Origin of the sequence: Chromobacterium sphagni (assembly GCF_001855575.1) — a bacterium.
In the GTDB taxonomy this organism is placed as follows: domain Bacteria; phylum Pseudomonadota; class Gammaproteobacteria; order Burkholderiales; family Chromobacteriaceae; genus Chromobacterium; species Chromobacterium sphagni.
In genome coordinates, this window is record NZ_MKCS01000001.1 from 3,414,433 (window position 1) to 3,441,204 (window position 26,772).

Below are 26,772 nucleotides of genomic sequence, written 5' to 3' on the forward strand. Positions count from 1 at the left end.
ATCAGGCACGCAGCCAGTTCAGCGGCAGCCGACCGGCCGGCAGCGAGCCCAGCGCGGCGCCGCCGACTATCATGGCGACGGCCAGCGCGGCGCTGCTATTGAGCGCGGCCTGTCCGGAGGCCACCAGCATCAGCGTGGACAGCAGCGGGGTGGCGTTGCCCAGCGCGCCGGTCTGGCGCGGGTCGCCCAGTTTCATCGCGCGGTTCCAGCACAGGAAGGCCGCGCCCATCGGCAGCAGGCCCAACACCAGCAGCATCAGCCACTGGATGGCCGTGGGATGGGCGGCGGGCTCGATCGCGAAGTGCAGGCCCAGCGCCAGCAAGCCGGACATCAGGCAGAAGCCGCCGACGGCGTTGTCGGAACAGGCCGGCAGGCGGCGGGTGAACAGGCTGTAGCTGGCCCACACCACCGCCGCGCCCAGGGCCATCAGGTAGCCCGGCATGGCGGCCATCGACAGCGACAGCTTGCCGCCGGTGACGATCAGCGCCGCGCCGGCGAAACCGACCAGGCTGCCCAGGATGTGGTTGACGCCCAGCCGGGTGCCGGGCAGCACCAGCGGCGACAGCAGCACCATAAGCAGCGGCCAGACATAGCTGAGCACGGTGGCTTCCATCACCGGCGCCAGCCGGTAGGCGTTGAACAGGAAGAAGTAGAAACCGAAGATGCCGTACACGCCGTTGGCGAATACCTTGACGGGAACCCGCCATTCGCCGACGCGGCGGATGGTGAGCAGGCTGCCGAGCATCAGACCGACGCCGGCGACGAAGAACGGCGGCAGCGCATGGGTGAGGGCGCTTAGGGTGGCGACGGAGGCCCACATGGCGATGGCGGCGAGCGCGTACAGCATGGCTTGGTTCATTTTTGTCATTCAAATTATTTCATATCGAGATATTTTACGCGGAATGGCGCACTGTAAACCAGTCGTTACATTCCGGCGCATTCATTTCAAAGAAAGCTTTGTTGGCTGAGCGGCATGCTGCAATAATTCAACTGGTTTTGATGCGAATGGACTTGTGTTTGCGCCGCCTGAATTCGTTTGGGTTGGTGCGGTTTTCATCTGGAGAACGCAATGCGAAAGTTTCTGCGGCTAGCATGCCGCCGTTGGCTGCCGGCCTGGATGCTGGCCCTGGGCGCCGTTTCGTCCTGGGCGGGCCCCTACCAGGTGGGGGTGTATTACTTCCCCGGCTGGCGCGACAATACGCCGGGCTCGCCGTCGATGCATCCGTGGGACCCGATCAAGCTCTATCCGGAGCGCAAGCCGCTGCTGGGCTGGTATCGCGAGGGCGACGACAACATCATGCGCCAGCAATTGGACTGGATGGCGGCCTATGGCATCCAATACGTGGTGTTCGACTGGTATATGGGCCCGCCTGGCAATACCGTCTATCTGGACCACGCGCTGCAGGCCTACCTGCGCGCGCCTGAACGCGCGGATGTGAAGTTCTCGCTGCTGTGGGCCAACCACAGCAGGTTTCCGGCCAGCCTGGCCGACTGGGACGGCTTGGTGCGCTACTGGAGCGCCAACTATTTTCCGCGGCCGGAGTTCCTCAAGATAGACGGCCACCCGGTGTTGTTCGTGTTTTCCGCCGACATGCTGGAAGCCCAAGCCAAAACCTTTGGCCAGACCACCCAGAGCCTGCTCGCTCGCGCGCAGTCCATCGTCCAGGCCGCCGGCGGCCAGAGTGTGCAGTTCATCGCCGGCACCGGCGCATCCGCGCCTTTCATTTCCGCCACGGCCAAGGCCGAGGGCTACAGCGGCTTCTCTGCCTACAACTACCAGCAGGGGCCGGCCGACACGCACATGTCGCACAGCTATGCCGAGCTCGACCAGGGCTACCGCGCGCAGTGGCAGCTGTTTGCGCAGAAGGCCGACCTGCCGCTGATCGTGCCGGCCACCTCGGGCTGGGACAAGCGGCCCTGGGGAGGCACCACGGCCGATCGGCAGCATGACAACTCGGAGAGCTCTCCCGAGCAGTTCCGCCAGCATTTGCAGGCCGCCAGGGCGCGGATGGACAGCGGGCCGTGGCAGAGCCGGAAATACGCGGTGATTTGCTGCTGGAACGAATACGGCGAAGGTTCCTTCATCGAGCCTACCGAACAGGGCCGCTTCCAGTATCTGGAGCAGGTGAAGGCGGTGTTCGGCGGTGGCGCGCAGCGGTGATCGCCCAGGCCGCCGTGCGCCGGAGTCGGCCGGAGCCGGCTGTGCTGCCGCTGCGGTTTGCAGCCGATACGACACAGGCCGCTTGATCTGGATCATGTCCGCCGGGTTTGGCGGCCGGCCGGCTTGCGTGGACGCGGGGCGGGAGGTTTCATCAAGGATGAGTCCGATTTCGATCGCGGGTCCGTAGCGCGGGATAGGCCCGCGCCGCCGGTCCCGCCTTGACGGGAGGCAGCCATGAACAGCATGAGAGCGGCGGTATTCGTCGCGCCGGGCCGGATAGAACTGCGGGAGAAGCCCATTCCAGCAGTGGGGCCGGGCGATGCGCTGGTGCGCATCAGCACTACCACCATCTGCGGCACCGATATCCATATTCTGAAGGGTGAATACCCGGTGGCCTCAGGCCTGACCATAGGCCATGAGCCGGTGGGCGTGATCGAGAAGCTGGGCAGCGGCGTCAAGGGCTATCGCGAGGGACAAAGGGTGATCGCGGGGGCGATCTGTCCGAGTTTCACCTCTTACGCCTGCCAGGATGGTTTCCCGTCCCAGGACGGCGGCTGCGAATGCCATGGCTACAAGCCGATGGGCGGCTGGCGTTTCGGCAATACCATAGACGGCACTCAGGCCGAGTATCTGCTGGTGCCTGACGCGCAGGCCAACCTGGCGCCGATACCGGACGGCCTCAGCGACGAGCAGGTGCTGATGTGTCCGGACATCATGTCCACCGGCTTCGCCGGCGCGGAGGCCGCCGGCATCAGGATAGGCGACGTGGTGGCGGTGTTCGCCCAGGGGCCGATAGGGCTGTGCGCGGTGGCCGGCGCACGTCTGCGCGGCGCGGCGCTGATCATTGCGGTAGATGGCCTGGATCAGCGTCTGAATATTTCGCGCCGGCTGGGAGCGGATGTCACGCTCAATTTCCAGCAGGTGGATGTGATCGACGAAATCATGAGGCTGACTGGCGGCCGCGGCGTGGACGCTTCCATCGAGGCGCTGGGTACCCAGACCACTTTCGAAACCGCGCTCAGGGTGCTGAAGCCTGGCGGCACGCTGTCCAGCCTGGGGGTGTACTCCACCGACCTGAAAATTCCGCTGGACGCCTTCAATGCCGGCCTGGGCGACAAGAGGATAGTCTCTTCGCTGTGTCCCGGCGGCAAGGAAAGGATGCGGCGCCTGATGGGCGTGCTGTCGAGCGGTAGGCTGGACCTGTCGCCGCTGGTGACCCACCATTTCAAATTGGACCGGATCGTGGAGGCCTACGACCTGTTCTCGCACCAGCGCGACGGCGTGCTGAAGGTGGCGATCAAGCCGTTCTGAGCCGGAGGTCCTGAGCGTCGATCAGCTCGACACCGTCGGTTTCGGTGATGGCAAGGTAGATGCAGGGCTGCAGCGCCTCCACCGCATGGGCGACCTGCCGGTCTATGAACAGGTGGTCGCCGTTTTCCAGCAGGTGCTCGCCTATCTTCAGCTTGCCGACGGTGATGAAGATCCGCTCCCATCCCGGGTGACGGTGCGGCGGCAGGCGCGCGCCCTGCTCCAGTTTCAGCAGGGCTGAGCCGCCGCCGCCCGGATTTCGTCTCAGCCAGGTGAAGTCCACGCCGGGATAGGGGGTGGGGCTCCAGTGCCAGTCGGCATCGGCGGCGAGGACGGCGGATGGGCTACTCATGTGGCGCGGGTTCCGTGAGAGGTGGGCTGCGCAGGCGGGTCTTGCGGCCATGATCGATGGATGCCGGCGCAAGACCCGACTGTCTGCTGTCATTATCTCACGGATGGCGCCAAAAGTTGCCGGCAACGGCCAAGCGGACAGGCTGGGCGGGTCCCGCTAGGTGGCCAGCCGGCGCAGGAAGCCGCCGTACTCCAGCGTGAATCCGTGTTCGTCTACCGTGATTTCGGCGCTGTAGCCCGGCGATTGGTAGCGGTAGCGGGCGCGGCCGTCCTGGTCGGGCAGCCGGCTCTGTAGCGCTGCGGGCAAAGAGCGGCTTGCAGGTTGGGCAGGCGCACGAACAGCATGTTCAACTCCACGCTGTCTCCCTCCGCCAGCCGCAGGCGGCGGATCGGGAGGGCGTTGGTCAGCCCGCAGTTTTGCAGATCGAACTCCTGGCAGGCGTCCCAGTCGGCCTGGGGCAGGCCGTTGACCAGCCAGCGCCCGGTCTCGGTGTGCTGCAGCGTCAGTTGCCTGCCTTCGGGCGCTGAAATGTCGATGTGGGCGTGGCCCAGTCTGCCATGGCTGTCCACCTGCATCCGGTAGCGCAGGCTGCTGCCGGTGTCGGCGTGCAGCAGGCTGCCGCTGGCGGTGAGCGCCAATTGATGGCCCAGTTCCACCTCGGCCTGCTCCAGCCCGGGGCTGTCCAGGCGCTGCCAGAAAAACGCTAGCTTCATGCGTTGTCCCCGTTGTTCCCGGCGCGGCCCGCGGGGCCGCGCCGATTGTTGCCTGCGCATCGGGTCAGGCATCGCCCGGCACGCGCACCCAGCCTTCCATCAGTACGCGGGCGCTGCGGCTCATGATGGCCTTGGTGACCGTCCATTCGCCGTTCTTCTGCCGCGCCTCCGCGCCCACCCGCAGCATGCCGGACGGATGGCCGAAACGCACCGCCTTGCGCGCCACGCCTCCCGCGGCCAGGTTGACCAGAGTGCCGGGAATCGCCGCCGCGGTGCCGATGGCGACCGCCGCGGTGCCCATCATCGCGTGGTGCAGCTTGCCCATGGACATGGCGCGCGCCAGCATGTCGACGTCGCCGGCCTTCACCAGCTTGCCGCTGGAGGAGACATAGTCCACGGGCCGGGCGACAAAGGCGATCTTGGGTGTGTGCTGACGGGTGGCGATTTCGTCCAGGCTTTGGATCAGGCCCATCTTCAGCGCGCCGTGGGCGCGGATGGTTTCGAACATCGCCAGCGCCTTGGGGTCGGCGTTGATGGCGTCCTGCAGTTCGGCGCCGGTATAGCCGACGGCCTCGGCGTTGACGAATATGGTCGGGATGCCGGCATTGATCATGGTGGCCTTGAGCACGCCGATGCCCGGTACTTCCAGATCGTCCACCAGTTTGCCGGTGGGGAACATCGCGCCGCCGGCGCCTTCTTCCTCGGCGGCCGGGTCGAGGAACTCCAGCTGCACCTCGGCGGCGGGAAAGGTGACGCCGTCGAGCTCGAAGTTGCCGGTTTCCTGCACCTGGCCGCCGGTCATCGGCACGTGGGCGACGATGGTCTTGCCGATATTGGCCTGCCAGATGCGCACGGTGGCGATGCCGTCATGCGGAACGCGGCTGGATTCGACCAGCCCGGAGCGGATGGCGAAAGGCCCGACCGCGGCCGACAGGTTGCCGCAATTGCCGCTCCAGTCGACGAAGGGCTGGTCTATGGCCACCTGGCCGAACAGATAATCGACGTCATGGTCGGGGCGGCCGCTTTTGCTGAGGATCACCGTTTTGCTGGTGCTGGAGGTGGCTCCGCCCATGCCGTCTATCTGCTTGCCGTACGGGTCCGGGCTGCCTATCACGCGCAGCAGCAACGCGTCGCGGGCGGGGCCGGGCGCTTGGGCGGAGGCGGGCAGGTCCTGCAGGCGGAAAAATACGCCCTTGCTGGTGCCCCCGCGCATATAGGTGGCGGGAATCCGGATTTGAGCTGCGTGAACCATGTGTTTGCTGTCCTGTAGGATGAAGTCTTCCCCCCGCATGCGCGGGGAGAGATGAATCAGGCCCGCGACGCCTCCAGGAAGTCTTGGGCGAAGCGTTGCAGCACACCGCCGGCCTCGTAGATCGACACCTCTTCGGCGGTATCCAGGCGGCAGGTCACCGGCACCGTTACAGTGTCACCGTTTTTGCGGCGGACCACCAGCGTCAGATCGGCGCGCGGTGTGCGGGCGCCGGTCACGTCGTAGGTTTCCGTGCCGTCCAGGCCCAGCGTCTTGCGGTTGACGCCCGGCTTGAACTCCAGCGGCAGCACGCCCATGCCGATCAGGTTGGTGCGGTGGATGCGTTCGAAGCCCTCCGCGACAATGGCTTCCACGCCGGCCAGGCGCACGCCCTTGGCCGCCCAATCGCGGGATGAGCCCTGGCCGTAGTCGGCGCCGGCCACGATGATCAGCGGCTGCTTGCGCTCCATATAGGTTTCGATGGCTTCCCACATCCGCATCACCTTGCCTTCCGGCTCCACTCGCGCCAGCGAGCCCTTTTTCACTTCGCCGTCCACCACAGCCATCTCGTTGATCAGTTGCGGATTGGCGAAGGTAGCGCGCTGCGCGGTGAGGTGGTCGCCGCGATGGGTGGCGTAGGAGTTGAAATCCTCCTCCGGCAGGCCCATTCTCGCCAGATATTCGCCGGCGGCGCTACTGGCCAGGATGGCGTTGGACGGCGATAGGTGATCGGTGGTGATGTTGTCCGGCAGCAGCGCCAGCGGCCGCATGCCTTTCAGGGTGCGCTCGCCGGCCAGCGCGCCCTCCCAGTACGGCGGGCGGCGGATATAGGTGGACATCGGACGCCAGTCGTACAGAGGACTCGCCTTGTCGCCGCTGTCCGCGCGCAGCGCGAACATCGGCTCGTACACCTGGCGGAACTGTTCCGGCTTCACCGCCTGTTTCACCACGGCGTCGATTTCGGCGTCGCTCGGCCAGATGTCCTTCAGGCGGATCTCCTTGCCGTCCGTCACGCCCAGCACGTCTTTTTCTATGTCGAAGCGCACAGTGCCGGCAATGGCGTAGGCCACCACCAGCGGGGGCGACGCCAGGAAGGCTTGCTTGGCGTAAGGGTGGATGCGGCCGTCGAAGTTGCGGTTGCCGGACAGCACCGCGGTGGCGTACAGGTCGCGGTCCAGGATTTCCTGCTGGATTTTCGCCTCCAGCGCGCCGGACATGCCGTTGCAGGTGGTACAGGCGAAGGCGACGATGCCGAAGCCCAGCTGTTGCAGCTCGCCCAGCAGGCCGGCCTCCTTCAGATACAGTTCCACCGCCTTGGAGCCCGGCGCCAGCGAGGATTTGACCCAGGGCTTGCGCGTCAGGCCCAGCCGGTTGGCGTTGCGGGCGAGCAGGCCGGCGGCGATCACGTTGCGCGGATTGCTGGTGTTGGTGCAACTGGTGATGGCGGCGATGATCACCGCGCCGTCCGGCATCAGGCCTTGGGCTTCTTCAGCCCGGGCCTGCTCCATGTTGCCGGCTATGCCGCGCGCGGCCAGGTCGGCGGTGGGTAGGCGCTTGTGCGGGTTGGACGGGCCGGCCATATTGCGCGTCACGGTGGAAAGATCGAAAGCGAGGGTGCGCTCGTATACGGCGGTGTTCAGGCTGTCGGCCCACAGGCCGGCGTGCCTGGCGTACCGCTCCACCAGCTTGACTTGTTCGTCTTCGCGGCCGGTGAGCTTGAGGTAGCTGATGGTTTGCTCGTCGATGAAGAACATCGCCGCGGTGGCGCCGTATTCCGGGGCCATATTGGAGATGGTGGCGCGGTCGCCCAGGGTCAGCGCCGCAGCGCCCTCGCCGCGGAATTCCAGATAGGCGCCCACCACTTTTTCCTGGCGCAGGAATTCGGTCAGCGCCAGCACCACGTCGGTGGCGGTGATGCCGGCTCCCGGTTTGCCGGACAGCTCCACGCCGACGATGTCGGGCAGCCGCATCCACGAGGCGCGGCCGAGCATCACGTTTTCCGCCTCCAGCCCGCCGACGCCGATGGCGATCACGCCCAGCGCGTCGACGTGCGGAGTGTGGCTGTCGGTGCCGACGCAAGTGTCGGGGTAGGCGACGCCGTCGTGCGCCTGGATCACCGGACTCATCCGTTCTAGATTGATCTGATGCATGATGCCGTTGCCGGGCGGGATCACATCGACGTTCTTGAAAGCCCTCTTGGTCCAGTCGATGAAGTGGAAGCGGTCTTCATTGCGGCGGTCTTCCACCGCCCGGTTCTTGTCGAAAGCCTTGGGGTCGAAGCCGCCGCATTCCACCGCCAGCGAATGGTCGACGATCAACTGCACCGGCACTACCGGATTGACCTGCGCCGGGTCGCCGCCCTGGTCGGCGATGGCGTCACGCAGGCCGGCCAGGTCCACCAGCGCGGTCTGGCCGAGGATGTCGTGGCACACCACGCGGGCGGGGAACCAGGGGAAATCCAGTTCGCGCTTGCGCTCTATCAACTGCTTGAGCGAATCGGCCAGCGCGGCCGGGTCGCAGCGGCGCAGCAGATTTTCCGCCAGCACGCGCGAGGTGTACGGCAATTGGTCGAAGGCGCCGGGCTGGATGGCGTCCACCGCGGCGCGGGCGTCGAAGTAATCCAGTTGGCTGCCGGGCAGGGGTTTGCGGAATGCAGTGTTCATGGCTGGGTGCCCAAAGTGGAAATCAGGGACCGGGGATGGGGGCGGCTGGCGCCCCCGTGCCGATCAGCGTTGCTCGATCGGCACGAAGACCTGGTCTTCCGGTCCGATGTAGTTGGCGGACGGGCGGATGATCTTGCCGTCCTGGCGTTGTTCTATCACGTGCGCGCTCCAGCCGCTGGTGCGGGCGATCACGAACAGCGGGGTGAACATGGCGGTAGGCACGCCCATCGCGTAGTAGCTTACCGCGCTGAACCAATCCAGGTTGGGGAACATGTTCTTCACCTGATGCATCACGCTTTCCAGCCGTTCGGCGATGTCGAACATCTTCATGTCGCCGTTGCTGGCGGACAGTTCGCGCGCCACTTCCTTGATCACCTTGTTGCGCGGATCGGAGAGGGTGTACACCGGGTGGCCGAAGCCTATCACCACCTCCTTGCGTTCCACGCGGGCGCGGATGTCTGCTTCGGCCTCGTCCGGGTTCTCGTAGCGTTGTTGAATCTCGAACGCCACTTCGTTGGCGCCGCCGTGCTTGGGGCCGCGCAGCGCGCCGATCGCGCCGGTGATGGCGCTGTGCATGTCGGAGCCGGTGCCGGCGATGACGCGGGCGGCGAAGGTGGAGGCGTTGAATTCGTGTTCGGCGTACAGGTTGAGCGAGGTGTGCATCGCGCGCACCCATTTGTCGGACGGCTTCGCGCCGTGCAACAGGTGCAGGAAGTGGCCGCCTATGCTGTCGTCGTCGGTTTCCACCTCGATGCGCTTGCCGTTGTGGGAATAATGGTGCCAGTAGAGCAGCATGGAGCCGAACGAGGCCATCAGGCGGTCGGCGATGTCGCGCGCGCCGGCCAGGTTGTGGTCATCCTTTTCCGGCAGCGCGCAACCCAGGGCGGAGGCGCCGCTGCGCATCACATCCATCGGGTGGGCGTTGGCGGGCAACGCCTCCAGCACGGTCTTGACCGAAGCGGGCAGGCCGCGCAGCGATTGCAGTTTTTTCTTGTAGCCCGCCAGTTCGGCCTTGCCCGGCAGCTTGCCGTGCACCAGCAGGTAGGCCACTTCCTCGAATTCGCAGCGCACGGCCAGATCCAGAATGTCGTAGCCGCGGTAGTGCAGATCATTGCCGCTGCGGCCGACGGTGCACAGCGCGGTATTGCCGGCGGCGACGCCGGACAGCGCTACGGATTTCTTGGGCTTGCTCGTCAATACGGTTTCGCTCATTGTTTTCTCCTGATTGCAGTCCTGCGGACGTGATTATTTTTGGTAGAAAATGGCCAGCCACACGCTGTCCTGGTCCGGAGCCGTCCAGGACACGCGGTGGCGGCAGCCGGCGGGGATGGCGACGGCGTCGCCGGGCCGCAGGGTGACGCGGCTGGAAGGGGACTGGTATTCCAGCTCGGCCGAGCCGGACAGCAGCAGCACCCACTCGTCTTCGTCCTGCTGGTACCAGAATCCGTCGGGCGACGCATGGCCGCGCGATACGATGCGTTCGACGCGGAAACCCCGGTCGCCGCTCAACAGAGTTTGCAGCCACTCCTGCGGCAATTGCGCCGGGATGCCGTCGAACAGATTGTCCGGCATGTCAGCGCGCTTGCTGAAACAGCGCGTCCAGCTTCTGTTCGTAGTCGTGGTAGCCCAGATGCTGGTAGAGGTCGGCGCGGGTCTGCATCTTGTCCAGCACCGCCTGCTGCGTGCCGTCGCGACGGATGGCGCCGTATACTTCCAGCGCCGCCTGGCTCATGGCGCGGAAGGCCGACAGCGGGTACAGCACCATGGACACGCCGTTCGCGCCCAGTTCTTGGCTGGTGTAGAGAGGAGTGGAGCCGAACTCGGTGATATTGGCCAGCACCGGCACCTTCACGGCTTCGGCGAACTGCTTGTACATTGCCAGATCGGTCATCGCCTCCGGGAAGATCATGTCGGCGCCGGCTTCCACGCAGGCCACCGCGCGGGCGATGGCGGAGTCCAGGCCTTCCACCGCCAGCGCGTCGGTACGCGCCATGATGACAAAGCCGGCATCCTTGCGGGCATCGGTCGCGGCCTTGATGCGGTCCACCATCTCGTCCTGGGTTACGATGGCCTTGTTCGGACGGTGGCCGCAGCGCTTCTGCTGCACTTGGTCTTCAATATGCACGGCGGCGGCGCCGGCCTTTTCCAGGCTGCGGACGGCGCGGGCGATGTTGAAGGCGCCGCCCCAACCGGTGTCGATGTCCACCAGGAGCGGCAGATCGCTGACGTCGGTGATGCGGCGAACGTCGATCAGCACGTCTTCCAACGTGGTGATGCCGAGGTCGGGAATGCCGCAGGAGGCCGCCGCTACGCCGCCGCCGGACAAATACAAGGCCTTGAAACCTGAGTGTTCGGCCAAACGTGCGGAGTAGGCGTTGATCGCCCCTACCACCTGCAAGGGCCTTTCTGTGGCTACGGCCTGGCGGAAACGTTGCCCGGGAGTGTTCATGGAGTGCTCCTGACGGTAGATATGCGTTAGTTGCCTGTCATTCAAGCAAGTGCTTGGTTGGAGTGTAATTGCTCGATAAAATGCTGGCAATAGTTGTCAAACGGATATTCAAGTTTTGCCGCGGGAGTGATATGTTTCGCATCGTCCTCACCCGTGGGAACTCAAGGCAAAGCCTGTGGTCTAGATCACAGTCCACGTACACGACCACATAGAACAGTGGGCAAACCAGGGAGCATAACAACGACATGAGTGATCGGGACATCGATCAACAGTTGGTGGAACGTGCCCAGCGAGGTGAAAAAAGAGCTTTCGATCTGCTTGTTGCGAAGTATCAGCGACGTCTCGCCAGGCTGTTGTCGCGGTTTATCCGCGACGGTTCGGACATCGAGGATGTGACGCAGGAAGCGTTTATCAAAGCGTATCGTGCCTTGCCCTCTTTCCGGGGGGAGAGCGCGTTTTACACATGGCTGTACAGGATCGGCATCAATACTGCCAAGAATTTCCTCAGCGCCAACGGGCGACGCCCGGTGGTGAACAGCGAGATCGAGGACGAAGATGGCGAGAGCTTCGACATGGCGTCGCAGATTCCCGACATGAACACGCCCGAAACCGAGCTGATGAACAAGGAGATTCTGGCAACGGTCAACGCCGCCGTGGAGGCTTTGCCGGAGGAACTGCGCACCGCCATTTCACTCAGAGAAATGGAGGGGCTGTCCTACGATGAAATTGCCAAGGTGATGGACTGTCCGATAGGCACCGTGCGTTCGCGGATTTTCCGGGCGCGCGAGGCGATTGCTGCTGAGCTCAGGCCTCTGCTGGATACGGCCAAGAACAGAAGGTGGTAAGTATGAAAGAAACGATATCCGCGCTGATGGACGGCGAGCTTGACGGAACGGAAGCTGACAAGGCGCTATCCGCGATCGCCGGCGACAAGGACCTGGATGCGGCCTGGGACCAATATCACCTGATTGGCGACGCGATGCGCTCCAATCGCATGGCGGGGCTGAATGTGCGCGCCAGGGTGGCCGAACGCATGGTGGACGAGCCTACGGTGCTTGCGCCGCGGCGCTGGATGCGGCCGCGCCGCGCCCGCGCCGCCAGCGCGGTGGCCCTGGCCGCCAGCGTCAGCTTCGCGGCGGTGGTGGGCTGGCAACAGCTCACGCACCACGTCGCGCCGGCGTCGGTGATTGCCGACAGGGGCGTGCCGGTGCAGATTGCGCAACCGGCGATGGAGCAGGACGATCCTTATGTGCTGGCGCACCAGGAGGTGACGGCCGACCAGGGCGTGATGCGCGTGTCTTACGGAAACGGAGCTCGCCACTGATGCGTGTCGTTCCTCTGATTGGCGTGTTGATGTTTGGGGCCGCCTGCGCGGCCCATGCTGAGGATGACATGCAGCTGCTGCGCAATGTCGGCAATGCCGGACGGCAGCAGGCGCTGGATGGCACCTATCTGCATCAGATGAACGGCATGCTGGAGACCTTCCGCATCGTCCGCCAGGGGCAGGGCGACGGGGTGCGCGAAAAGCGCACCTCGTTGGACGGCCCGTCGCGCGAGGTGGTGCGCAAGGGCGGCGAGCTGACGTGCTTCGCGTCCGACAAGCGCGCGCTGATGGCGTGCAAGATCAGCGCGATGCGTTTGTTCCCGGCGCTGTTGCCGGACGACTTGGACGACATCTCCCGCTCCTATGTGCTCCGGCGCACGGGAACGGACCGGGTGGCGCAGCGCGATTGCCAGTGGCTGGATCTGCAGCCGCGCGATCCGCAGCGTTACACCATGCGGATGTGCATCGAGCCGAACACCTACCTGCCCTTGAAAGTGATCACCCTGTCGCCGCGCGGCGACTCGGTGGAACAGTTCACCTTCACCGAGGTGGAGCTGGCCGGAGCTAAGGATAGGAAGGCGTATGCGCCGCGTTTGGCGCAGAAGTTCCTGCTGCGTCCGGCCAAGGCGCCGGTCGGGGCCGACCCGTCGGTGTCGCAGAACGAGGTGAGCGGCCTGCCGCAGGGCTTCCGCCTGTTGCGCTCCGTGCAGCGGATATTGCCTGGACAGGGCAAGCCGGTGCGCCATTTGGTGTTCTCCGACGGGCTGGTGATGCTGTCGGTGTTCGCCGAGCCCCCGCCGCCGGAGAATGCGCGGCTGGAGCGGGTGGGCAATCTGCATGGCGCCATCAATATGGCGACCAGCTATCAGGGCGACATGCAGCTGACGGCGGTGGGCGACATGCCGCAGACCGCCATGATGGCGCTGCTCAAGAGCCTGCACATCAATGGCAAGAACGATTGAGCCTGCGGTGCGTGAAGAGGATGCGGGAGCGGCGGGCGTAGCCGGCGTGCTTGCGCCGGCGCCGCTTGCCGTTGCAGGTTTTTATTGAAGGTATCCGACTGGCCATTTCCGCGCTGAACGCAACGGGAGTGGCCAGTTTTGCGTGATGCGCCGTCTGGCGGCGCGTCGGGAAGGGAGGGCCCGCCGTCTTGGCGGTTTGGGCAATTTTTTTTCAGGCAACCGGCCATCGCCGGAAATTCAATCCACAACATATCCAAGATGGAGCGCACATGTCGGTCAAAAAACTGATCGTATCCGCAATGCTGTTGGCATCAGTGTTTGTCGCCCCGCTGCCTGCCGCCATGGCGGCGGAGTTGCCGGATTTCAGCGGCATTGTCGAGAGCGAAGGCAAGGCGGTGGTTAATATCAGCACCACTTCCATGGTCAAGGAGGCTACGGCGGATGTGCCGGACGGCATGGAGGGGGATCCGTTCTTCGAATTCTTCCGCCGTTTCGCGCCGCCGCGCCAGCAGGAGCGGCAAGAGAACTCGCTGGGTTCAGGCTTTATCATTTCGCCCGACGGCTATGTGCTGACCAATGCCCATGTGGTGGCGCGCGCCGAAAAGATCACAGTCAAATTGACTGACAAGCGCGAATACCAGGCGCGGGTGATCGGGTCGGACGCCCGCTCCGATGTGGCGCTGATCAAGATCGATGCCGGCAATCTGCCGGTGGTGCGCCGCGCCGATCCCAAGTTGCTGAAAGTGGGCGAGTGGGTGCTGGCCATAGGCTCGCCGTTCGGCTTTGAAAACACGGCGACTTCCGGCATCGTGTCGGGCAAGAACCGCCTGCTGCCGGATGAGAGCGCGGTGCAGTTCATCCAGACCGACGCCGCGGTCAATCCGGGCAACTCCGGCGGCCCGCTGTTCAATATGCGCGGCGAGGTGGTGGGCATGAACTCGCAGATCTACAGCCGTTCCGGGGGCTTCATGGGCATCTCCTTCGCCATTCCGATCGACACCGCGATGAATGTGGCCGACCAGCTCAAAGCCAAGGGCAAGGTGACCCGTAGCCGCATCGGCGTGGTGATACAGGAATTGAGTCGGGATCTGGCGGCTTCGTTCGGCCTGGCCAAGCCCAGCGGCGCGCTGGTCAACGCGGTCGATCCCAAGGGCCCGGCGCAAAAGGCCGGCTTGAAGGCAGGCGACATCATCGTCAAGGTCAATGGCCAGGAGGTGAGCTCCGGCGCCGACCTGCAGCGGTTGATCAGCGACATGCCGCCGGGCAAGGCGATTGCGTTGGATATCTGGCGCAACCGCGCCGCTCTCGGCATCAAGGTGGTGCCGGAGGAGTTGAAGGACGAGGATGCGCGGGTGGCCCAGCGCGAGTACCGCAAGCCCGGCTCGGAGAACGAGCAGAGCCTGGCGCAGATCGGCCTGAAGCTGCAGGAGCTCAGTCCGGCCCAGCTGCAGCGCGCCGGCATTCCTTACGGCCTGCTGGTGCGGGCGGCCAATGGTGTGGCGATGCGCGCCGGCATCCAGCCGGGCGACATCATCGTCGGAATCGGCAGCGATCCGCTGGCCAGCTTCGCCCAATTGAGGGACGCGCTGGCCAAGGCCAGCAAGGGCGGCACCGTGGCCTTGCAGGTGATGCGCCAGGGCATGGTACAGTTCGTGCCTTTGACCATAGGCGAGGCCAAGTGAAGCTGACACTGTATTTCCGCGAGTATTGCAGCCTGTGCCACCAGATGCTGGCCGAGCTGGCGCCATGGCGGCAGCAATACGGCTTTGAGCTGGATGTGATGGATGTGGACGCCGACCCGGAGCTGGAGCGGCGCTTCAACGAGCTGGTGCCGGTGCTGATGGACGGAGAGGTGGAAATCTGCCACTGGCATCTGGATGCTGCGAGATTGGCTGCACACTTGGGCGAAATCGGCTAAAATCCGCGCCAGTGTGAGTAAAACCGGGGGCGCGCTGGCCGCGCCCCCGATTGCTGATCGGCTTCCGGCAGCCGTCGGACGCGCCAGAGCATGGCTTTCCGCCGGGCAGTCCCCGGAGGAGCCATCCGTCAGCAGCCTCGGGCACGCGAGCGTGCCCTTATCTTTTGCTGGAAACCGATGAAGAACATCCGAAATTTTTCGATCATTGCCCATATCGACCATGGTAAATCCACCCTGGCCGACCGTTTCATCCAGTTTTGCGGCGGCCTCGAGCTGCGCGAAATGAGCGCCCAGGTGCTCGACTCGATGGATATCGAGAAGGAACGCGGCATCACGATCAAGGCGCAGACCGCAGCGCTGAGCTACAAGGCCCGCGACGGCCAGGTGTACAACCTCAACCTGATCGACACCCCGGGGCACGTGGACTTCTCCTATGAAGTGTCGCGCTCGCTGTCCGCCTGCGAAGGTGCGCTGCTGGTGGTGGATGCGTCGCAGGGCGTGGAAGCTCAGACCGTCGCCAACTGCTATACCGCCATCGAACTGGGCGTGGAAGTGGTGCCGGTATTGAACAAGATAGACCTGCCGGCCGCCGAGCCGGAGCGGGTATGCCAGGAAATCGAGGACATCATCGGCATTGAGGCCGTCGATGCGGTGCGCGCCTCGGCCAAGTCCGGCATCGGCATCGAGGACATCCTGGAAGAGGTGGTCCGCAAGATTCCGGCGCCGCAGGGCAATCCGGACGGTCCGCTGAAGGCGCTGATCGTCGACTCCTGGTTCGACAACTACGTCGGCGTGGTGATGCTGGTGCGGGTGATAGACGGCTCGCTCAAACCGAAGGACAAGATCAAGTTCATGGCCACCGGCGCCGAGCATCTGTGCGAGCAGGTGGGCGTGTTCACGCCCAAGTCGGTGCAGCGTCCCAGCCTCAACGCCGGCGAAGTGGGTTTCATCATTGCCGGCATCAAGGAGCTGAAGTCCGCCAAGGTGGGCGATACCATCACGCTGGTGGGCAAGCCGGCCGCCGAGGCGCTGCCGGGCTTCAAGGACGTGCAGTCGCAGGTGTTCGCCGGCCTGTATCCGGTGGAAAGCCACGATTACGAAGCGCTGCGCGACGCGCTGGAAAAACTGCAGTTGAACGACGCCTCGCTGAAGTACGAGCCGGAAGTGTCGCAGGCGCTGGGCTTCGGCTTCCGCTGCGGCTTCCTGGGCCTGCTGCACCTGGAAATCGTCCAGGAGCGGCTGGAGCGCGAGTTCGACATGGACCTGATCACCACCGCCCCCACGGTGAACTACGAAGTGGTGATGAAGGACGGCACCGTGGAAGTAGTGTCCAACCCGTCGCGTATGCCGGAACCCGGCAAGTACGACGAGTTGCGCGAACCCATCATCACCTCCACCATCCTGGTTCCGCAGGACTACGTGGGAGCGGTGATGACGCTGTGCAACCAGAAGCGCGGCGCGCAACGCAATATGCAGTACATGGGCCGCCAGGTGATGCTGACCTACGACCTGCCGATGAACGAAGTGGTGATGGACTTCTTCGACAAGCTCAAGTCCACCAGCCGCGGCTACGCTTCGCTGGACTACGAGTTCAAGGAATTCCAGAGCGCCGACCTGGTGAAGCTGGACGTGCTGGTCAACGGCGAGAAGGTGGATGCGCTGAGCCTGATCGTGCACCGCGCCTCCAGCGTCTACCGCGGCCGCGAGCTGGTGTCCAAGATGCGCGAGCTGATCCCGCGCCAGATGTTCGACATCGCGGTGCAGGCGGCCATCGGCGGCCACATCATCGCCCGCGAAACGGTGAAGGCGCTGCGCAAGAACGTATTGGCCAAGTGCTACGGCGGCGACATCACCCGCAAGAAAAAGCTGCTGGAAAAACAGAAGGCCGGCAAGAAGCGGATGAAGCAGGTCGGCAACGTGGAAATCCCGCAAGAGGCTTTCCTGGCGATTCTTCAAGTAGGGGACAAATAAGTGGGTGCAAACTTGTTCTGGGTGTTCGTGGCGGCTGTCGTCATCGGCGCTTTGCTGGTGGCGCTGGGCGGCAAGAAAGAGGCGGGCGACAAGGATTGGCCGCAGTCGGTGCAGTGGGGCTATCTGGCCCTGGTGATCGGCGGCTTCGGCCTGCTGTCCAACTATATGAGCTTTACCGCTGTCATGTTGGTGTTCGTGCTGATCACCGGCGTGGTATGGGCCCTGGACAAGTGGCTGCTGGCGAAGAAGCGCGCCGCCAGCGGCGCGCAGCCGGGGCATTTCGTCGATTATTCGCGCGGCTTCTTCCCGGTGATCCTGGTGGTGTTCGTGCTGCGCTCCTTCCTGGTGGAGCCGTTTCAGATTCCGTCCAGCTCGATGCGGCCGGGCCTGGTGGTCGGCGACTTCATCCTGGTCAATAAGTTCACCTACGGCGTGCGCGTGCCGGTGCTGAACAATGTGCTGATCCCGGTGAACAAGGTGGAGCACGGCGATGTGGTGGTGTTCAACTACCCGCCCAACCCCAAGGTCAACTACATCAAGCGCGTGATCGGCCTGCCGGGCGACATGGTGGAGTACCGCAACAAGCGCCTCTCCATCAACGGCAAGCCGTTGCTGGACGCGCCGGACGGCAGCTACGACTATCTGGAGAAGGAACTGGGCTTGCAGACGATCTCGGCCAACCAATACCGCGAAAGTCAGGCCGGCAAGACCTACCATGTATTGAACAACGTCGGCACGCCGGTGGTGGCGCTCAGCCAGGTGCAGGACTTCGCCTACCGCGACAACTGCCGTTATGATGACGACGGCTTTGTCTGCAAGGTGCCGCAGGGCCATTACTTCATGATGGGCGACAACCGCGACAACAGCTCCGACGGCCGCTACTGGGGCTTCGTCGACGACAAGCTGATGGTGGGCAAGGCCTTCATGATCTGGATGAACTTCGGCAATCTGTCGCGCATCGGCACCAAGGTACAGTAACCCTTCCCGGCCGCGAGCGGCCATGACCAGGAGAGACGCATGAAGCAGCAGAAAGGCTTGTCGGTAATTGCGGTTTTGATGGTTCTGGCCCTCGTCGGCTTCGCGCTTTTGCTGGTGTTCAAGGTAGTGCCGGTGTACTCCGAGTATGGCGATGTGAAGACCGCGCTGACCGCGCTCTCCACTGAAACCAACGTGGGCGAGAGCACCTTGCGCCAAGAGTTCGACAGCAAGGCCAGCGTGGCCGGCATCGTCTCGCTCAAGGGCGAAAACCTGATCGTGGTGGCCGGCAACAACAGCAACTATCTGCGTGCCCAGTATCACCGCGAGGTGCCGCTGTTCGGCAACGTCAGCCTGCTTTTCAATTTCGACACCCAGGCAGGTCAACCGCCTGCCCAATAACAACATCGTGACCCAAATCGACAACCGTTTCCGGCGCCTGGTCCAGGCGCTGGATTATGCATTCCAGAAACCGGAATTGCTGCGCCAGGCGCTGACCCATCGCAGCTACAGCAGCTCCAACAACGAGCGCTTCGAGTTCGTCGGCGACAGCATTCTCAACTACACCGTGGCGCGGATGCTGTTCGACCAGTTTCCGCAACTGACCGAGGGCGAGCTGTCCCGGTTGCGCGCCAACCTGGTCAATCAGAACACGCTGGCCGAGATCGCCCATGAATTGCAGCTGGGCGACTATCTTTACCTGGGCGAGGGCGAGCTCAAGAGCGGCGGCTTCAACCGACCGTCCATCCTCGCCGACGCGCTGGAGGCCACTTTCGCCGCCGTCAGCTTCGACGGCGATTTCTCCGCGGCCGAGCAGGTGGTGCGCCGTCTGTACGACCAGCGGGTGAGCACCATAGACATCACCCGCCAAGCCAAGGACGCCAAGACGCGCTTGCAGGAAGCGCTGCAAGCGCGCAAGCTGCCATTGCCGAAGTACCGCATCCTGTCGCAGAGCGGCGAGGCGCATGAGCAATGGTTCAAGGTGGAGTGCGACCTGGGCGAGCTCGCCCTGATATCCACCGGCGACGGCGGCAGCCGCCGCGCCGCCGAACAGCAGGCCGCCGAAGCGGCGCTGATCCTGCTGGAACAGAAACTCGCAGCAAGCAAGAAAAGATCATGACCGATACCCCATTCCATTGCGGCTTTGTCGCCATCGTCGGCCGTCCCAACGTGGGCAAGTCGACGCTGATGAACCACCTGATCGGCCAGAAGATCAGCATCACCTCGAAAAAATCGCAGACCACGCGCCACCGCGTCACCGGCATCCATACCGAAGACGCCGCGCAGTTCGTGTTTGTCGATACCCCGGGTTTCCAGACCTATCACAAGGGCGCGTTGAACGAAGCGTTGAACAAGAGCGTCAAGGACTCGCTGGGCAGCGTCGACTGCGTGCTGTTCCTGCTGGAGGCGATGCGCTTCACCTCCGCCGACCGCGAAGTGATGGCGCTGTTGCCGAAGAAAACCCCGGTGATCCTGGTGGTGAACAAGCTGGACAAGGCTAAGGACAAGCTGGCACTGCAGGCCTTCATCAACGAGGTGACCGCGGAGTTCGCGTTCGCTGGCGTGGAGGTGGTCAGCGCCAAGCACGGCCAGCGCCTGGCCGAGCTGCTGGACCAAGTGCGTCCGCATCTGCCGGAATCGATGCCGCTGTACCCCGAGGACATGGTCACCGACAAGAACGAACGCTTCCTGGCGGCGGAGATCGTCCGCGAGAAGCTGTTCCGCTATCTGGGCGAAGAGTTGCCTTACGAGATGAACGTCGAAGTGGAAATGTTCGAGATGGACGGCGCGCTGCGCCGCATTCACATCGCGGTGCTGGTGGACAAGGAGCATCAGAAGCCCATCGTGATCGGCAAGGCCGGCGAGAAGCTGAAGAAGATCTCCACCGAGGCGCGGCTGGACATGGAAAAGCTGTTCGACGGCAAGGTGTTCCTGCAGGTGTGGGTGAAGGTGAAATCCGGCTGGGCCGACGACGTGCGCTTCCTGCGCGAGTTCGGCCTGAACTGAGCGGCAAGCGTGGCAATCACCATCGATGCGCCGCCGGCCCTGGCCTGCTGGGCGGTGAGCCTTGTCGCCGGGGAGCCGGCGCAGCCTGAGCTGGCGCGTTGCGTGTTGCGGCTGGCCGCGGTGCAGCCGGGCTATCTGGGCGGCGAGGGCCAGGTCACTTATTGGGACACGGTGGAGGCGATAGCCGCCTGGCGCGCCCGCGTCGAGCAGCTGTCGCAGCAAAGGCTGGGCCGCGAAGCGTGGCGCCAGCCGTTTTCCTTTGTGGTGAGCCGGGTGGCGCCGCAGGCGGCCATCGCATGAGCCAGCCGGGCCGGGTGGACAAGCAGCCGGGTTTCATCCTGCATACCCTGCCTTACCGCGAAACCAGCCTGCTGCTGGAAGTCCTGACGCGCGACCATGGCCGTTTCAGCCTGGTGGCGCGCGGTGCGCGGCGGCCGCGCTCCGATCTGCGCGGCGTGCTGCTGCCGTTCCAGCCACTGATCCTGTCCTGGTTCGGCAAGGGCGAGCTGCGCACCCTGCACAGCGCCGACTGGGAGGGGGGGGTGCGGCCGCTGACCGGCCTGCCGCTGGTCTGCGGCTTTTACCTGAACGAACTGATGATGAAGCTCACCGCGCGGGACGATCCCGAGCCGCGGGCTTTTTCCGTTTATGACGCCGCAGTGCGCGACTTGGCCGCCAGGCCATCGCTGGCGCCGGTGCTGCGCCGCTACGAGCTGCGGCTGAGCCAGGCGTTGGGCTATGCGCCGTCGCTCAAGCGGGACAGCCGCGGCGACGAGATAGCCGCGGAGCGCTATTACCTGTGCCGCAACGCCGCCATGCCGGAGCCCGACCCGCATCCGGACGCGGACCTGGCCGGCAAGGTGGCGCGGCTTTCCGGCGCGGCGCTGCGGGCGATAGACGCCGACGACTATTCCGACCACGCCACCCGCCAGCAGGCTCGGCTGCTCAGCCGGCTATGGCTGGACGCGCTGTTGGGCGACGAGCCGCTGGCGGCGCGGGAATTATTGCAGGCCATCCAGTCCCTGTCGGACTGATGGCGCCAAGACAAGGGAGAAGCAAATGATACTGTTGGGCGTAAACATCGACCACGTCGCCACCCTGCGCGAGGCGCGCGGCACCCGTTATCCCAGCCCGGTGGAGGCCGCGCTGGTGGCCGAGAGCAGCGGCGCCGACCTGATCACCCTGCATCTGAGAGAAGACCGCCGCCATATCCAGGACTCGGATGTCAAGGCGATGCGTCCGGTGCTGAAGACCCGGATGAATCTGGAAATGGCGATGACGCCGGAGATGCTGGCGCACGCCTTGCAGGTTGCGCCGGAAGACGTCTGCCTGGTGCCGGAAAAGCGCGAGGAAGTCACCACCGAGGGCGGCCTGGACGTGATCGGCCACTTCGATGAGGTTCGCCACTACACCGGCAAGCTGAGCGAGGCCGGCGCGCGAGTCTCCATCTTCATCGATCCCGACCGCGCCCAGATTCAGAAGGCGTTTGAAGCCGGCGCCCGCGTGATCGAGCTGCACACCGGCGCCTATGCCGACGCGCCGCACGCCGCCCTTCGCGAGGCCGAGTTGGCGCGCATCAGGGATGCTGCCGAATTCGGCGCCAGGCTGGGCATGGTGGTCAACGCCGGCCACGGCCTCAACTATCATAACGTCAAGCCGATCGCCGCCATCGCCCAGATCGCCGAGCTGAACATCGGCCACGCCATCGTCGCCCACGCGCTGTTCGTTGGTTTCCCGCAGGCGGTGCGCGAGATGAAGGCATTGATGATCGAAGGCCGCCAGGGACTTTAATGATCTACGGCATCGGCACCGATTTGGTGGAAATCGCCCGCATGCAGGCGATGTTCGAGCGCTGGTCGTACAAGCTGGGACGGCGCATGCTGGCCGCGGGTGAGCAGGCCGCCTTCGAGACCAGCGCCGATCCGGCGCGCTTCCTGGCCAAGCGCTTCGCGGCCAAGGAGGCTTTCGCCAAGGCGCTGGGCACCGGCGTGGTGGCGCCGGCGCTGCTGACGGCGATAGGCGTTGGCCATGATGAACTCGGCAAGCCCTTGCTGGTCTTGTCTGAAGAGTTGGCGGCCTTTGCCGCCGCGCGCGGCGTCAAGGGCATGCACCTGACTATCAGCGACGAGCGCGGCCACGCGCTGGCCTTCGTCGTATTGGAGTCGTAGGGCGGAAGTCCCAGAACGCGCCTGATCGCCGGCGAATGCCGCCGGGCTGTCGGCGGCCATAACTTGCAATATCCAGGCGAAATGGCCCGGCAGGCCGGGTTTTCGCCTAATGGGTCGAGGACCATATCCATGACAAACTCCCGATTGAATCTCCCGCGCGGCCCGGTGATGGTGGACGTCGCGGGCTTCTCGCTCACCGAGCAGGAGCGCGCGCGCCTCTGCCACCCGCTGGTGGGCGGCGTGATCCTGTTCCGCCGCAACTTCCAGAATGTCCAGCAACTGCGCGCGCTTACCGCGGAGATCCGCGCCTTGCGCAGCCCGCACCTGTTGATCGCGGTCGATCATGAAGGCGGCCGCGTGCAGCGCTTCCTGAATGGTTTCACCCGCCTGCCGCCGATGAATGTGTTGGGCGAAGCCTGGGACTCCGACCGCAGCCAGGCGCTGAAACTGGCTGAAACCGTCGGCTATGTGCTGGCGGCGGAGCTGTCGGCCAGCGGCGTGGACCTGTCCTTCACCCCGGTGCTGGACATAGACTGGGGCCGCTGCGCGGTGATAGGCAACCGTTCTTTCCACCGCAATCCTGAGGCGGTGGCGGAACTGGCCGAGGCTTTGCAGCAAGGACTGGGCCGCGGTGGCATGGCCAGCTGCGGCAAGCATTATCCCGGCCATGGTTATGTGGAGGGGGACAGCCACCATCTGATGCCGCAGGACGACCGCAGCCTGGCGGAAATCCGCCGCGACGACCTGGTGCCGTTTGCCCGTCTGTCCGAGGCAGGCATGGGCGCGGTGATGCCGGCGCACGTGCTGTACCCGGCGGTGGACAGCCAGCCGGCGGGCTTCTCGCGCGTCTGGCTGCAGGATGTGTTGCGCGGCCAGTTGGGTTTTGACGGTGTGATTTTTTCCGACGCGCTGGACATGGCTGGCGCGGCCGGCGCCGGCAGCTACGTGCAGCGCGCCGACGCCGCGCTGGCGGCCGGTTGCGACATGGTGCTGGTTTGCAACCAGCCGGAAGAGGCGGATACGATGCTGGCCGCGCTGGCTCCGCCGCCGCAGCCGCGTCTGGCCGACCGTCTGGAGCGGATGGCCGCCAAGAGCAGCGCCGGGAGTTGGCAGCAGATTGTCGCCTCGGCCGATTTTGCCGCCGCGCAGGCGGTGGTGAGGCAACTGGCCATGCCGAAGGACGCATTGGCCGGCCCGCAAGTGGGCGAGGCGCACTGACCATGCTGCCGCAAAGCCTGGAGGAGCTGGACGCCATCCGCGACGAGTGCCGGCGGATGGTGGCCGGCCGCGCTTCGCTCTCCGCCGGCGCATCCGCCTTGCCGCTGCCCGGCCTGGATGCGGCGGCGGACGTCGCCATCCTGCTGCAGCTGATCCCGGCCATCAACCAGCGTTTCGGCGTGGCGCCGGGGCAGATGGCCGGCTACGACGCGGCGCGCAAGCAGCTGCTGTATCAGATGATACGCCGCGCCGGCAGCGCGCTGCTGGGAATGGAAGTCACCCGCACCCTGCTGGCGGCCGTGCTAAAGAAGGTGGCCGGCAGGCTGGCCGCCAAGCAGGCGTTGAAGCTGGCGCCCTTGCTGGGCTGGGCGGCCAATGCCGCAATAGGCTTCGCGGCGATGAAATACATCGGCAATTCCCATATCGACGATTGCTACGCCGTCTGCCGGCGCATGCTGGAGCAGGGCGCAGCCACACCGGAGTGACACCATGCAAGTTGGCGCATTGATCATTGGCGATGAACTCTTGTCCGGCAAGCGCCAGGACAAGCATATGCAGGCGCTGATCCGTATCCTGGCCGCGCGCGGCATGAAGCTAGGCTGGGCGGAATACTTGGGCGACGATCCCGGCCGCATCGAAGCAGCCTTGCGCCGCGTCTTCGTCTGCGGCGATCTGGTGTTCAGCTTCGGCGGCATCGGCGCGACACCGGACGACCATACCCGCGCCTGCGCCGCCCGCGCGTTGGGCGTGCCGCTGGAGCTGCATCCGCAGGCGAAGGAGATCCTCGAAGCCCGTTTCGGCGCGGAAGCCTACCCGCACCGCATCCTGATGGGCCATTATCCGCAAGGCGCCGACATCATTCCCAATCCGGTGAACCAGGTGCCGGGTTTCTCCCGCGGCCATGTCCATTTCGTGCCAGGCTTTCCCAGCATGGCTTGGCCGATGGCGGAATGGGTGCTGGACACGCATTACCGCCAGCTGTTCAACGACAGTCCCGACGTGGAGCGCGGCTGTATCGCCGTCAAGGCCCGCGAAGGGGACCTGATCGACTTGATGCAGGATTTCACCGCCCGCTACCCGGCGTTGAGGTTGTCCAGCTTGCCCAGCTTCGGCAACGACGCCATCCCCGAGATGCACATCGAGTTCGGCTTCAGCGGCCAGCCGGCGCTGGTTGAGATCGCGCTGGCGGAATGGGAAAAGGCGTTGAAGGAAAAGGGCTATGAGTTGAAGACCAGAGGCTGAGGCGGCGCTGGCGGCGGCGAAAAGGCCGGTGCTTCGGCCGCGGCCGCACCGGATTGCCGGCCGCGGGCGCGGCTGTATTGCCGCGGCGAGCAACCCATCACTCTCTTGAACGCGGTGCTGAAGGCGCTTTCCGATTCGTAGCCGAGCGCGGGGGCGATGACGGAAATCGGCTGGCCGGAATTCGCCAGCCGGTCGCCGGCCAGCAGCATGCGCCAGCGCGTCAGGTATTCCATCGGCGCGACGCCGACCGTTTCCTTGAATTTCAGCGCAAAGCTCGATCGCGACATGCCCGCGTGCTCGGCCAGTTTCTGGATGGTCCAGCGTTGCGCCGGATCGTGGTGGATGGCGTGGATCGCCGCGCTCATCTGTTTGTCCGCCAGGGCGAACAGCCAGCCCACACCGCCTGCCGGCGCTTCCGCCAGATGCTGCCGCAGCGCCTGCACCAGCATGGCGTGGGCGAGGTGCTCCGCTATCAGCAACCAGCCGGGCCGCCGCTCGCGCAACTCCTGTCCCATCCGTTCCAGCGACCAGCGCAGTGCCGCCTGGTCGGTTTCCCGGCGGATATGGGCGATGGGCGGCATTTCTCCCAGCAGGATGCCGGCGTGATGGCCGTCAAGAGTGAAGTGCCCGCCGACCAGAAAGAAATCCCCGCCGCCGTTGCAGGAGGCGATGCAGCCGCCCTGCGCGGCGGAAAAAACCGCGCGGGCGTCGACGGGCGTCAGCGCCAGGTCGCTGGCCAGGCGGAAAGGCCGTCCGCTGGACAGCAGGAAGCAGTCGCCCGCTTTCAGCCGCACCGGATCGGCAACGCCTTCCACCGCCAGCCAGCATTGTCCGGCCACCACGGCATAGCATTTGATGCCTTGGTGGGGCGGAAACTGGATGGCCCATTTTCCGCCGGCGTCGAAACCGCCGGAGATATAGCTGCGGGGTTTCAGCAGCGATAGCACTTCTGAGAGCGGATCCATCGGATACCCGGACGATAACGAAGATAATATGGACTCTATAGCATGGATCGTCTTTTTCCAAGCCGCTATATTGTTTGTCATAGGCCGCGACCGCGGCCAGGACGGCAAAGGAGAAATATCATGCGAGTATTCGTCACCGGCGCAACAGGCTTTATCGGCTCCGCCGTGGTGCGGGAGCTGATCGACGCGGGCCACCAGGTATCGGGCCTGGCGCGCTCGGATGCGGCGGCCAAGTCGCTCGTCGCCGCAGGCGCGCAGGCGCACAGAGGGGATCTGGAAGATCTCGACAGCCTGCGCAACGGGGCCGCGCGGTCGGATGGCGTGATCCATACCGGCTTCATTCACGATTTTTCCCGGTTCCAGGCCAATTGCGAGATAGACCGGCGCGCCATCGCGGCGCTGGGCGACGGTCTGGCGGGTTCCGGCCGCCCTCTGGTCATCACCTCCGGCACCGCGCTGCTGGCGCAAGGCCGCTTGGCGCTGGAGGAACATCAGCCGGCCTTCGATGCCGAGTCCTTCCCGCGGGTAGCGACGGACGAGGCGGCGGCCGCGGTGGCGGCGCGCGGCGTGGCGGTGTCGTTGCTGCGGCTGCCGCCCTCGGTTCACGGCGACGGCGATCACGGTTTTGTGCCCGCGCTTATCGGCTTGGCGCGGGAGAAGGGCGTTTCGGCGCATGTGGGCGCCGGCCTCAATCGCTGGCCCGCGGTGCACAGACTGGATGCCGCCCGGCTGTTCCGGCTGGCGCTGGAAAAGGGGGCGCCAGGCGCCAGGTATCACGGGGTGGCCGACGAGGGGGTGCCGGTGCGGGAGATCGCGGAGGTCATTGCCCGGCGGCTGAAGGTGCCGCTTGCGGCGATGTCGGCGGAGCAAGCCGCCGAGCACTTTGGCTGGCTGGCGCGATTCGTCGGCCTGGACTGCCCGGCGTCAAGCGCGGCGACGCGGGAGGCGCTGGGGTGGCGGCCAACGCAATTTGCATTGATTCCAGACCTGGATCGCGACGGCTATTTCGCCGGCTGAGTCGGCGGTATCGTGACCGCCGGCCGTCTTGGCTTATGGCCGCGGTCCGGCGCGCCGGGCCTTGCCGTGGCGCCATGGGCGGATCACAATCGGCCAACGGGTTTCGGGAT

Annotated in this window: 29 protein-coding genes and 1 pseudogene; 20 read left to right on the forward strand and 10 right to left on the reverse strand. The window is 65.0% G+C overall.

What is annotated here, in order from left to right:
* Position 1: 1 nt before the first annotated feature.
* A complete protein-coding gene (locus BI347_RS15465; RefSeq protein WP_239690896.1) occupies positions 2-868 on the reverse strand; it encodes a DMT family transporter in 867 nt (288 codons plus the stop codon).
* 201 nt (positions 869-1,069) lie between these two features.
* Here BI347_RS15465 and BI347_RS15470 point away from each other — a divergent pair, with 201 nt between their 5' ends.
* Both BI347_RS15470 and BI347_RS15475 read left to right on the forward strand, forming a co-directional pair.
* Positions 1,070-2,161 (forward strand): glycoside hydrolase family 99-like domain-containing protein, encoded by a 1,092-nt coding sequence (locus BI347_RS15470; protein WP_083338918.1) that lies wholly within the window; start codon positions 1,070-1,072, stop codon positions 2,159-2,161.
* 234 nt (positions 2,162-2,395) lie between these two features.
* Entirely contained in the window at positions 2,396-3,472 is a 1,077-nt protein-coding gene (locus BI347_RS15475; protein ID WP_071116262.1) for an NAD(P)-dependent alcohol dehydrogenase, read from the forward strand.
* Here BI347_RS15475 and BI347_RS15480 read toward each other — a convergent pair.
* The 8 genes and pseudogenes from BI347_RS15480 to prpB form a co-directional block, all read right to left on the reverse strand.
* Positions 3,459-3,821 (reverse strand): cupin domain-containing protein, encoded by a 363-nt coding sequence (locus BI347_RS15480; RefSeq protein ID WP_071114726.1) that lies wholly within the window; start codon positions 3,819-3,821, stop codon positions 3,459-3,461. The two genes, BI347_RS15475 and BI347_RS15480, sit on opposite strands and share 14 nt — an antisense overlap.
* A 156-nt stretch (positions 3,822-3,977) precedes the next feature.
* Positions 3,978-4,127: a putative glycolipid-binding domain-containing protein gene (locus tag BI347_RS25020; RefSeq protein ID WP_139167231.1), complete on the reverse strand. Its 150-nt coding sequence runs from the start codon at positions 4,125-4,127 to the stop codon at positions 3,978-3,980.
* Positions 4,115-4,606: pseudogene (locus tag BI347_RS15485) on the reverse strand (putative glycolipid-binding domain-containing protein); the annotation flags it as partial. The pseudogene BI347_RS15485 and the gene BI347_RS25020, both read right to left, overlap by 13 nt.
* On the reverse strand, positions 4,599-5,786 hold the full coding sequence (gene prpF, locus BI347_RS15490) for a 2-methylaconitate cis-trans isomerase PrpF (RefSeq protein WP_071116264.1): 1,188 nt from the start codon (positions 5,784-5,786) through the stop codon (positions 4,599-4,601). The pseudogene BI347_RS15485 and the gene prpF, both read right to left, overlap by 8 nt.
* A 56-nt stretch (positions 5,787-5,842) precedes the next feature.
* Complete coding sequence (acnD, locus tag BI347_RS15495) at positions 5,843-8,446, reverse strand: Fe/S-dependent 2-methylisocitrate dehydratase AcnD (RefSeq protein WP_071116265.1); 2,604 nt, start codon at positions 8,444-8,446, stop codon at positions 5,843-5,845.
* A gap of 63 nt (positions 8,447-8,509) precedes the next feature.
* Positions 8,510-9,658: a bifunctional 2-methylcitrate synthase/citrate synthase gene (gene prpC, locus BI347_RS15500; protein ID WP_071114722.1), complete on the reverse strand. Its 1,149-nt coding sequence runs from the start codon at positions 9,656-9,658 to the stop codon at positions 8,510-8,512.
* Positions 9,659-9,691: 33 nt separating this feature from the next.
* Entirely contained in the window at positions 9,692-10,018 is a 327-nt protein-coding gene (locus BI347_RS15505; protein WP_071116266.1) for a cupin domain-containing protein, read from the reverse strand.
* A gap of 1 nt (position 10,019) precedes the next feature.
* Entirely contained in the window at positions 10,020-10,895 is an 876-nt protein-coding gene (gene prpB, locus BI347_RS15510; protein WP_071114720.1) for a methylisocitrate lyase, read from the reverse strand.
* 245 nt (positions 10,896-11,140) lie between these two features.
* Here prpB and rpoE point away from each other — a divergent pair, with 245 nt between their 5' ends.
* The 17 genes from rpoE (at position 11,141) to BI347_RS15595 (ending at position 24,680) form a co-directional block, all read left to right on the forward strand.
* Complete coding sequence (rpoE, locus tag BI347_RS15515) at positions 11,141-11,740, forward strand: RNA polymerase sigma factor RpoE (RefSeq protein ID WP_071114719.1); 600 nt, start codon at positions 11,141-11,143, stop codon at positions 11,738-11,740.
* Between the two features lie 2 nt (positions 11,741-11,742).
* Positions 11,743-12,219, forward strand: coding sequence for a sigma-E factor negative regulatory protein (locus tag BI347_RS15520; RefSeq protein WP_071114718.1), 477 nt, complete (start codon positions 11,743-11,745; stop codon positions 12,217-12,219).
* Positions 12,220-12,287: 68 nt separating this feature from the next.
* Positions 12,288-13,181 (forward strand): MucB/RseB C-terminal domain-containing protein, encoded by an 894-nt coding sequence (locus tag BI347_RS15525; protein WP_239690897.1) that lies wholly within the window; start codon positions 12,288-12,290, stop codon positions 13,179-13,181.
* Positions 13,182-13,450: 269 nt separating this feature from the next.
* A complete protein-coding gene (locus tag BI347_RS15530; RefSeq protein ID WP_071114716.1) occupies positions 13,451-14,863 on the forward strand; it encodes a DegQ family serine endoprotease in 1,413 nt (470 codons plus the stop codon).
* Positions 14,860-15,099 (forward strand): glutaredoxin family protein, encoded by a 240-nt coding sequence (locus tag BI347_RS15535; RefSeq protein WP_071114715.1) that lies wholly within the window; start codon positions 14,860-14,862, stop codon positions 15,097-15,099. The genes BI347_RS15530 and BI347_RS15535 overlap by 4 nt, the downstream gene beginning before the upstream one ends.
* Positions 15,100-15,276: 177 nt before the next feature.
* Positions 15,277-17,070, forward strand: coding sequence for a translation elongation factor 4 (gene lepA / locus BI347_RS15540; RefSeq protein WP_071114714.1), 1,794 nt, complete (start codon positions 15,277-15,279; stop codon positions 17,068-17,070).
* Positions 17,071-18,048, forward strand: coding sequence for a signal peptidase I (lepB, locus tag BI347_RS15545; protein WP_071114713.1), 978 nt, complete (start codon positions 17,071-17,073; stop codon positions 18,046-18,048).
* A gap of 39 nt (positions 18,049-18,087) precedes the next feature.
* Positions 18,088-18,447, forward strand: a complete 360-nt coding sequence (locus tag BI347_RS15550; RefSeq protein ID WP_071114712.1) for a DUF4845 domain-containing protein — start codon at positions 18,088-18,090, stop codon at positions 18,445-18,447.
* A 7-nt stretch (positions 18,448-18,454) separates the two neighbouring features.
* On the forward strand, positions 18,455-19,165 hold the full coding sequence (gene rnc, locus BI347_RS15555) for a ribonuclease III (RefSeq protein WP_071114711.1): 711 nt from the start codon (positions 18,455-18,457) through the stop codon (positions 19,163-19,165).
* Positions 19,162-20,052, forward strand: a complete 891-nt coding sequence (gene era / locus BI347_RS15560; protein WP_071114710.1) for a GTPase Era — start codon at positions 19,162-19,164, stop codon at positions 20,050-20,052. The genes rnc and era overlap by 4 nt, the downstream gene beginning before the upstream one ends.
* A 9-nt stretch (positions 20,053-20,061) precedes the next feature.
* Positions 20,062-20,352, forward strand: a complete 291-nt coding sequence (locus BI347_RS15565; protein ID WP_071114709.1) for a hypothetical protein — start codon at positions 20,062-20,064, stop codon at positions 20,350-20,352.
* Positions 20,349-21,086: a DNA repair protein RecO gene (gene recO, locus BI347_RS15570; protein WP_071114708.1), complete on the forward strand. Its 738-nt coding sequence runs from the start codon at positions 20,349-20,351 to the stop codon at positions 21,084-21,086. Before BI347_RS15565 ends, recO begins: the two co-directional genes overlap by 4 nt.
* A gap of 25 nt (positions 21,087-21,111) precedes the next feature.
* Entirely contained in the window at positions 21,112-21,843 is a 732-nt protein-coding gene (pdxJ, locus tag BI347_RS15575; protein ID WP_071114707.1) for a pyridoxine 5'-phosphate synthase, read from the forward strand.
* Positions 21,843-22,220: a holo-ACP synthase gene (gene acpS / locus BI347_RS15580; protein WP_071116267.1), complete on the forward strand. Its 378-nt coding sequence runs from the start codon at positions 21,843-21,845 to the stop codon at positions 22,218-22,220. Before pdxJ ends, acpS begins: the two co-directional genes overlap by 1 nt.
* A 129-nt stretch (positions 22,221-22,349) precedes the next feature.
* Positions 22,350-23,438, forward strand: coding sequence for a beta-N-acetylhexosaminidase (gene nagZ / locus BI347_RS15585; protein ID WP_071116268.1), 1,089 nt, complete (start codon positions 22,350-22,352; stop codon positions 23,436-23,438).
* Positions 23,439-23,440: 2 nt separating this feature from the next.
* Positions 23,441-23,923, forward strand: coding sequence for a hypothetical protein (locus BI347_RS15590; RefSeq protein WP_071114704.1), 483 nt, complete (start codon positions 23,441-23,443; stop codon positions 23,921-23,923).
* Between the two features lie 4 nt (positions 23,924-23,927).
* Complete coding sequence (locus tag BI347_RS15595; RefSeq protein WP_071116269.1) at positions 23,928-24,680, forward strand: competence/damage-inducible protein A; 753 nt, start codon at positions 23,928-23,930, stop codon at positions 24,678-24,680.
* On the opposite strand, the gene BI347_RS15600 is transcribed toward BI347_RS15595, so the two are convergent.
* Positions 24,656-25,645, reverse strand: a complete 990-nt coding sequence (locus BI347_RS15600) for an AraC family transcriptional regulator (RefSeq protein ID WP_071116270.1) — start codon at positions 25,643-25,645, stop codon at positions 24,656-24,658. The two genes, BI347_RS15595 and BI347_RS15600, sit on opposite strands and share 25 nt — an antisense overlap.
* 120 nt (positions 25,646-25,765) lie before the next feature.
* Between BI347_RS15600 and BI347_RS15605 the strand changes: the two genes are divergently transcribed.
* On the forward strand, positions 25,766-26,662 hold the full coding sequence (locus BI347_RS15605) for an SDR family oxidoreductase (protein ID WP_071116271.1): 897 nt from the start codon (positions 25,766-25,768) through the stop codon (positions 26,660-26,662).
* Positions 26,663-26,772 lie beyond the last annotated feature (110 nt).

Excerpts from the sequence above, each read along its gene's own strand:
- BI347_RS15590 (WP_071114704.1), top strand. The coding sequence starts at position 23,441 with ATGCTGCCGCAAAGCCTGGAGGAGCTGGACGCCATCCGCGACGAGTGC.
- prpC (WP_071114722.1), bottom strand. The coding sequence starts at position 9,658 with ATGAGCGAAACCGTATTGACGAGCAAGCCCAAGAAATCCGTAGCGCTG.
- rpoE (WP_071114719.1), top strand. The coding sequence starts at position 11,141 with ATGAGTGATCGGGACATCGATCAACAGTTGGTGGAACGTGCCCAGCGA.
- BI347_RS15475 (WP_071116262.1), top strand. The coding sequence starts at position 2,396 with ATGAACAGCATGAGAGCGGCGGTATTCGTCGCGCCGGGCCGGATAGAA.
- prpF (WP_071116264.1), bottom strand. The coding sequence starts at position 5,786 with ATGGTTCACGCAGCTCAAATCCGGATTCCCGCCACCTATATGCGCGGG.
- BI347_RS15480 (WP_071114726.1), bottom strand. The coding sequence starts at position 3,821 with ATGAGTAGCCCATCCGCCGTCCTCGCCGCCGATGCCGACTGGCACTGG.
- recO (WP_071114708.1), top strand. The coding sequence starts at position 20,349 with ATGAGCCAGCCGGGCCGGGTGGACAAGCAGCCGGGTTTCATCCTGCAT.
- BI347_RS15550 (WP_071114712.1), top strand. The coding sequence starts at position 18,088 with ATGAAGCAGCAGAAAGGCTTGTCGGTAATTGCGGTTTTGATGGTTCTG.
- BI347_RS15605 (WP_071116271.1), top strand. The coding sequence starts at position 25,766 with ATGCGAGTATTCGTCACCGGCGCAACAGGCTTTATCGGCTCCGCCGTG.
- acpS (WP_071116267.1), top strand. The coding sequence starts at position 21,843 with ATGATCTACGGCATCGGCACCGATTTGGTGGAAATCGCCCGCATGCAG.
- era (WP_071114710.1), top strand. The coding sequence starts at position 19,162 with ATGACCGATACCCCATTCCATTGCGGCTTTGTCGCCATCGTCGGCCGT.
- prpB (WP_071114720.1), bottom strand. The coding sequence starts at position 10,895 with ATGAACACTCCCGGGCAACGTTTCCGCCAGGCCGTAGCCACAGAAAGG.
- BI347_RS15470 (WP_083338918.1), top strand. The coding sequence starts at position 1,070 with ATGCGAAAGTTTCTGCGGCTAGCATGCCGCCGTTGGCTGCCGGCCTGG.
- BI347_RS15595 (WP_071116269.1), top strand. The coding sequence starts at position 23,928 with ATGCAAGTTGGCGCATTGATCATTGGCGATGAACTCTTGTCCGGCAAG.
- lepA (WP_071114714.1), top strand. The coding sequence starts at position 15,277 with ATGAAGAACATCCGAAATTTTTCGATCATTGCCCATATCGACCATGGT.
- nagZ (WP_071116268.1), top strand. The coding sequence starts at position 22,350 with ATGACAAACTCCCGATTGAATCTCCCGCGCGGCCCGGTGATGGTGGAC.
- BI347_RS15530 (WP_071114716.1), top strand. The coding sequence starts at position 13,451 with ATGTCGGTCAAAAAACTGATCGTATCCGCAATGCTGTTGGCATCAGTG.
- BI347_RS15520 (WP_071114718.1), top strand. The coding sequence starts at position 11,743 with ATGAAAGAAACGATATCCGCGCTGATGGACGGCGAGCTTGACGGAACG.
- BI347_RS15465 (WP_239690896.1), bottom strand. The coding sequence starts at position 868 with ATGACAAAAATGAACCAAGCCATGCTGTACGCGCTCGCCGCCATCGCC.
- BI347_RS15505 (WP_071116266.1), bottom strand. The coding sequence starts at position 10,018 with ATGCCGGACAATCTGTTCGACGGCATCCCGGCGCAATTGCCGCAGGAG.
- BI347_RS15525 (WP_239690897.1), top strand. The coding sequence starts at position 12,288 with ATGCAGCTGCTGCGCAATGTCGGCAATGCCGGACGGCAGCAGGCGCTG.
- acnD (WP_071116265.1), bottom strand. The coding sequence starts at position 8,446 with ATGAACACTGCATTCCGCAAACCCCTGCCCGGCAGCCAACTGGATTAC.
- BI347_RS15600 (WP_071116270.1), bottom strand. The coding sequence starts at position 25,645 with ATGGATCCGCTCTCAGAAGTGCTATCGCTGCTGAAACCCCGCAGCTAT.
- pdxJ (WP_071114707.1), top strand. The coding sequence starts at position 21,112 with ATGATACTGTTGGGCGTAAACATCGACCACGTCGCCACCCTGCGCGAG.